This is a genomic window from Acinetobacter sp. MF4640, from assembly GCF_002018895.1.
Taxonomy (GTDB): Bacteria; Pseudomonadota; Gammaproteobacteria; order Pseudomonadales; family Moraxellaceae; genus Acinetobacter; species Acinetobacter johnsonii.
Map to the genome: position 1 here is coordinate 48,147 of NZ_MVOM01000023.1, position 7,523 is coordinate 55,669.

A 7,523-nucleotide genomic window follows, 5' to 3' on the forward strand; every position below is an offset into this window, starting at 1 on the left:
GATGGTGCTTTGATATTTTAATTAAAAGATGCTTATACATATTGCCATGGAGTTTATATGTCAACTAAAAAGAAATGGTTGGATCTGAGTAGCTTTGGCGCTCAACTTGTAGTAACCCCTAAAACTGACTTAAGAAACCAAGCAGCCATTATTAAGATTAAAGATGTTGAGCTTTTAGAGAAAAAGTTGAACACATCCTTAAACAGCTTCTTAACAGGTTTAAAACAGACTGGAAAGTTTGTTTATATCACCAATGAGCAAAATAACGACCTTAGTTTTATGTATAAGAGTTCGCAAGATAGTCTCTCTCTTGCTGACATAAAATCTGTTTTTCCTTACGACTCTAAAAATGACCTCATTGAAATGGATATGTCAGATATATATCTGCAAAACCCAATGAGTAGTGCTGAAAAAAACCAGTGGCAATCCCTATTTGAACTCAATAATCAAAAGTCCGTTGTGCTTTACCAAGCAAAACAGCAAAAACCGTTTGCCCCAAATACAACCATTATGGGTGCGGTTAAACAATTCAATAAAGCAGATTTAGGCTGGAATAAGCTACCGACATTACTGCAGTCTGTAGATCCATTGCCGTTGGCTGATTTAGACAATTACGGGTACCAAGCAGATAAAACACTGACTCGTTATTATGTTGATAAAGAAGCAGCGCTAAATGCTGGACTCATAGAAGATACGATAGAGCCTATTGAACTAAGCAAACAGCTAGTGATTTCGGTTAATTCAGGCGGTGAAGTACTTGCCCTAAAAGATATTACGCAAATCCCTGAGCTGACCAATTATAAAATATCTTCACATCCAGCATGGCCAGCGTATAACAGCTTACCGAAGCAATTTATTGATATTCGAGAGCTGAATAAGGGGCTGAATACGAGCATTGATCCAATTGTGAATGCGCTCAGATCGGATGATCATGCCGTTAATCACCAAGGATTGATCAAGCTTCAAACCTTAGTCACGAAAATCAATGACTGTTTGTATTCATACGAAGAAAACAGCATCCCGTCAGCATTGGCACCATTTGGTATAGAAACAACTGCGTTACAGCTGGTGGACAATGATTGGAAAGTTTGGGAATACAACAACCAAACTTTAGATGTAGAAGAATTCGACCTTGCCGATAAGATTAAGGACCTGATTCAAAGCGTTCAAAATAATATTAATAATTTAAGAACATTTGATCCCTACTCTATTGGTGATAGCAGTTTTGATCGTGAATTAATTTCTGAAAGTTTGGATGACATCGGTACAAGTTTAGAAAGCTTGGATCTCAATCAAATTAAGCAAACCATACCGCCTGAACCTAAGGTTCCAGTAAAACGTTTGTTCAATCGAATTGATCACTTTTTTAGACACACCAAGTTTAAGCCGAACATTCCAGAACCAGTCATTAAGGACTCTTTGACTAAACTCGCTTTAATGCGAAAAATTAAGCAAGAATACCTACAAAAAATTGCAAAGCTCAAAGAAGAACGTCAAGCCATTGTTGAAGCGAAAGCAACACATACCATCAGTGAGCGTATTGAAAAAACGGTTGCGATTCAAGTCGCTGTTGCTACTGAAAATGCGTATGTTTTGGATCAGCAAGCCTATGACGATCAAGCTTATGAAATGGAATTGGCATTAAGTCAGTTAAACATTGCTTCTACGCGTCTGAACAATCTTTATGATAGTTTTTTTGATTCAGTGATAGACCGTGAAGAATACGGCACGGATCTTGATAACTTCCTACAAAGCGTTGTCACCGATGATGAATTGCAAGATGAAATGCAACGTCTATTGGATGAAGCGAACGAGTTTGAAGCTACTCACACCTCAAATGACATTGACATTTATCATTTCAACGTTGATCTAGGTGAAGAACCGAACGGGCTTTGGAATGAAGCTGTTAACCAGTTTGATGTGGTTCATTATTATGATGAACAAGATCAAGAGCTATCTGCAGTCGAAAAGTTTGAATATTCTATTTTGGGATATTCACCATCTCAAGAATCTGCAATGCCAGATTTTAACGATATGGTGTTCTCGAATGCTGTATCAGTGCTGGATAACAGTATTGAGGACATGATTGCGACCAGTGCTGAAAATGTAGGTAAAAACTACTTTTCATTTCATCAGCAAATGCCTCGTATTCTTCAACAACTGCATAGTATTAATAGCCAATTTACGGCGCTTGGTGATGGTGATGCCCATAGCATTGCATCACAATATTTATCGGATGAAAGCTTAGAGCGATTCTATAACCTGTTAGAACAGGACGGTAACTACAAGGGTTTTAATAAGCGCATCGATGTGGCTCATGTGCTTTCTGAGCTGAGTAGCAATATTGGCAACAATCCTGACTCCCCTATCCTTAACCGATTACCTGATATTAGGTCGCAACTCAATCATGCGATAAATGAGGAATTACGTGTACGCACGAATCCTGGTAATGCACTGGCCAACGCGATTGTTTTTGCTGCGACCAATGAAGTTTTGTCTTTAAAAGAAACACTCGAAAAAGATGAAATCTATGTGGTAGACAGCTTTCAAAACTATCTGCCTAAGGTGATACATAAAGACCACTTCAACTCAAATACACAAGAACAGCTTTTTGCCTTAAATAAAAAGGTCGCGGTAAGTATGGCGTATAAGCGCTATCTACAAGACTTTTATCAAAATGCCGTGGGTGAAGAGTCTAAATCTGAAGCGGTTACTGCCATTATTAATAATGAGCACAAGCATATTTTGACGGCACTAGGTTATCTAACACCGACCTACAATGAAGTCACGGCGCCAAAAGACTCGAAAATTGAAAATGTCGTCACGTTGACTGAAGAAGCGGTAAAAACCTACCTAGCTGAAGGTAACGCTTTGATGGTTGAGCCTGAAGTTACCGCACGTTCTTTGGCGGTGTATAGCAGTACGATAGCATCTGATCAGAACTTCATTCGCTTACTGCCGATGGATCTAGGTCAAAAGGTTAGTTCATTACAAAAGCAAAAAACCATTATGATTAATGGTGCTTCTTCGTTTGAACATATCCTGAGCTCTAATCCGATCAGCAAAAACAAGCTGACCTATGATGACCTTAAGAATGTAATTCTTAATCGTATTTTGACCAAGGAAGCGGTACCGAAATATGAAAAAGGCTTAAAGCTTGATATTGAAGTTAAGAATGTCTATGAGCATGCATCAAGTTTCTTGCCACTTGAAAAGACCGATGTTAACAGTGAAAATGACTTTGGCAATCTCTTTAAACATGGGCTTGTGCTTGAAGCATTACAATCGACTCCAGACTCACTCAAGAATGGATTTAACCTCAACCGTGATTTAATCAATTCTGCCCTACTGCAGTCATTTGAAAATCGTTCTATTGAAGAATGGACGGCACTAAAAAATAAATCCCTCGAGACAAAAACTGGATCTCTTTTAAGCATTATCACCAATCCAGAACGCATTAAAGAGTTTGAGTTTCCTGAGATAAATATTTATCTCACGGTTTCACCAGCTGATGAACAAAAGCACGGTGCGATTAACTTATATTTCAGCGGTGAACAGATTCCGTCTACCGATCGCTTAATCGTTAAATCAAGTCTGAATGACTTAGCTGCAGACGATAAGGCGCTGTTTAAAGCTTTGACGCTTAGCAATGATTCAGTTTTAAGTACGCAAGAGCAAATGCAGTACTTGATCGACTCATTAGAAAAACGCTATCAGATCTTCCAGTCGATCGAAAACCTACACCTTAAAGAAAAGGTATTGTTTAACCCTGAGTTGGACGATTACAAGGCATTAACTTTACGTGATGCCGATAATCAATACATCGATCCAACGGCGAAACAAGATCTAATCGATTTTGTGAAAAGCAATGATGTGATGACCAATGTTGATTTGATGAACGTCTTTACCGACTACATCAATCAAAAAGAAATGGATCAAGCGTTTGAAAACGGCTCCAAAATTATTGTGGCCAATGACGGTGCTGATTTAGTGATTTCTGTCATTGATAAAGACACACCAGTTTTACAGCATGATCAATTACGGGTTTTTGATAATGTTGAGCAGTTTGCTAAATTCAACGAGCGTGGTGGATTGTTTAAAGACTTCCAGTTAAACGGGATAAAAGCGCATCTTGTGGACCAAGTATTAAATGATCTTGGGTTACGTGAAAACATACTGCAGACAATCAAGGTGCCATTATCACCAAGTTTTGAAAATATTGATGTTAAAGGCCTTAATGAGATTGTGGCTGTTAATATTTCAACATTGGTCAATAAAATTGATTTTGCCTTTGGTGAAAAGCTACTTGAATCTAAAGACCGGTTCGATCTCGCGATTAAAGTTGCCGATGATCAAGCTCCGTTAAAACTGGCCATTGTGAATAATGCCGAACATCAGCAATTTGTTGATCAAGGCTATAAAATTCTTCCTACGCCAAAGCACCCGAACTCTAAGAACTTCTTAATTACTGATTTTGCAAAATCATTCAAAAAAGCAGAATTATTTAAGTCTCGCGATCAAGTATATAAACCTGAACATATGGTTCAAAGCGCACCTGTTGTAGAAGTTGCCCAAGAACCATTGGTTGAAGAACCGACCGTAACTGAGCCTGAAGTTCAAAAGCCTACTGAACCAGAAGTACAGGAAACAACGGTAGAAGTTGTAGAGCCGACTGAGCCAGTTGCTCCAGAACAAACATCACTGTTTGAGTCTGAGGGTAAGCCTGAAGCTGAAGCACCAAAAGAGCCAAAAACAACCAAACCGAAAGCCACTGAGCCACGTTCTGAAGTTGGACTTATTGAAGATACGGGTATGAAAATGCCTGGTGCGAAAAAGGATCTGTATGGTCCACGTTTATCGCTCAGTCAGATTCAAGATATGTCGCTTTTGCAAGTCAAAAACCTAATTACGCGTGACAAAATTTGGAAAAAGGAATCGGTTTTACAAGCAAAAGAAGCTGGTCGAGATATTTACATTCACTTGCTGACTGACGCTGTACGTAAGATGACGAATGATCAGCCACGTTATCCGCTTGAAAATGCCACTGAAGAACAGTTTAAAAAAGTAGGTGCTGGATACTATGACGCTGTTTTAAGTATGCGTGATGCATTAATGGAAGCAAAAACAGTTCGTGAATTTATTCCTAATGCATGTGATTTATACGTTCGTTTGAATGAAGACAAAGATCTGTTCACGGCGTTTAAATCATTAGATCGGTCATTATTTTCATTGGTAGAAAGCTATGCTGAATATGCTGCCACTGACATGATTATTAGTTCTGAATTGGCGAAAACCGATAGTAGTGAAGCACGTAAAACGCTCACTGAAGCACTTCATCATTTAAGGAAAGAGTTACCGCCAGTTAAAGGCACCTACTCTATCTATAAAAAAATACGTAGTGCGATTGATGCCAAACCGTTCCAAGACAAAGTAAAAGCGACTGTTACTTTTAGAAGTGGCAACATTATAGATTCGAGTACGCTATTTAGCAGATCTGATGCTGGTCTATCTGAACAGGTTATGGATCTGTTAACTGCTAAAAAAACCAAAGACGCAACTGCAGAGAATGATGATACTCAAGAAGTCTCGTTATCTGAAAAGAATGTATCGCACATTGTAGATGACACGGCGAGTACCTTAGATGCCCTATTCAAAGAGTATGCTAAGCCTCGTACTATGCGTAAGGCATTCAAGCTCAGTGATGTGGTTGTGACGGAAAACATTGCTTCACGTAATGGCCAAGATGTTACAGCACATACATTGCAAGCGACCTTTGGATTTAAAGCCGTAGAGTTTGGCGAGTACTTGAACCAGAGCGATCGTCAAATCGCGTTAAATAACGCATATGACGGTTGTTTCGCTCTTGCTAAGGCACTTGATATAGATCCGAAATTTGTTGGCTTTAACGGTATGTTGGGTGTTGCTTTTGGTTCGCGTGGACGTTCCGCTGCGATGGCACATTATGAGCCATCTAACCGTGTGATTAACTTAACCAAGAATTCAGGTTTTGGCTCGTTTGGTCATGAATTTTTCCATGCCTATGACCATCTCATTTTTAGTGCGATGACACGCAATCAACCAAAAATGATGATGGAAAACGTACAGCCTTATCTAACTCGTTTTGCAGAATTGAATAACATCAAGTCTGAGAAGTATGCCAACATTAACCAAGATTTGTTGCAAGCTGCAGCCAAAGTAAATCAAGCGATGTATTACTTGCCAATGAAAAAGGATGACTCGATAGAAGTACTTCGCACGAATCTTGAGAATCAAGTCAAGTTTTATGAAACCAGCATCAAAACGATTTTGGATAAAACATTGGTAGATCAACCTGACATTGTTGATTTGTTTACGCCAGATAGAGACAGCATAAAAGAGAAAATTAATACGTTTATTGCGGAACGTGGCAAGTTGCATACTGAACTATCTTCATTGATTAATTTCGCTAATCGTCATGAAGATCCTGAACTTTTCCAAAAGGACGCCATACAGCATAGACGTTATATGCACGTTGCCCAAGGCTTGCATAAGTTCTTGTCTGAAAATGAGTATCCAATCCCACGGACTGAGCTCAACAAATATATCTCGCAATCTCGTTCTGAAATTGATCATGATCGTGTCTTTGCAGCGCAAGTACTTGGTGCAGCGAACAGTACAGTCTTTAGATCAGTTGTATTCCGTGATTATCGACAAATGTTGCGTAGTCAGTTTGCGATATGTGCACTCGACTTCATCAAAGAAAACAGCCCTAAACCATTGTCAGATGAACACTTAAAGTTAATTTCTTTAAGCTTACAGACGAACGATCGCTTAACATCAACTAATCAATCTCAGCTAAAAACTGATTTCTACAAAAATGCGATGGTATTAGAGGGCTTAACAAGTGCTAAGAAGCCGTATTGGACGACCGCACATGAAATGTTTGCCCGTAGTGGTGAGCAGTACTTACAAGTGACCTTAGCAGAAATGAACTTGCGTAATGATTGGCTTGTTTACCCATGTCCTGAAGGTGGTTCATCTTCTGTAACTCAACCGCATGGTATAGAAAAAGATGCAATCATGAAGGAGATTCGCGAATTTACGGTGAAAGGCCTGGACTATATTCAGGAAAATATTGCTGAACTGCGTTTTGCTGATCATCAGCAGTATGTCAGAAATGCAATGCACTTCTTCCAACCGGGTACAGATCAGCATGAGAACCTAGTTAAATGGAATGAAGTCATTAATGAGATGTCTCAAGCTGAATACGATGAATATTGGACTAAGCTCATGACCAACATTGAAGTACAAGCAGATCCAGAATTAAGCAAACAAAAGAATAGCGATCCTGAATTGGCACTATAAGCAATTTTGAGATCTTGGATGCTATCCCCTGTGGGTGGCATCTTTTTTTATTTGGGTATCCGGATTATCTGATTGATCCTCTTCAGCCTACTCTACTGCCAATTTTCTGTTTCCACCTTCGCCTGAGTCTTCATAGCGATGCTGACTAGGGAGGACAGCGAGAGCTGGGCAAGCGTCAA

Annotated in this window: 1 protein-coding gene; it reads left to right on the forward strand. The window is 39.3% G+C overall.

Features of this window, described 5'->3' with window-relative positions; translation table 11 throughout:
* The first annotated feature begins 57 nt into the window (after window positions 1-57).
* Window positions 58-7,344 (forward strand): LPD1 domain-containing protein, encoded by a 7,287-nt coding sequence (locus tag MF4640_RS09425; RefSeq protein ID WP_078389394.1) that lies wholly within the window; start codon window positions 58-60, stop codon window positions 7,342-7,344.
* The last annotated feature ends 179 nt before the right edge of the window (window positions 7,345-7,523 follow it).

Coding starts and splice junctions, on each gene's coding strand:
- MF4640_RS09425 (WP_078389394.1), top strand. CDS start 58: ATGTCAACTAAAAAGAAATGGTTGGATCTGAGTAGCTTTGGCGCTCAA.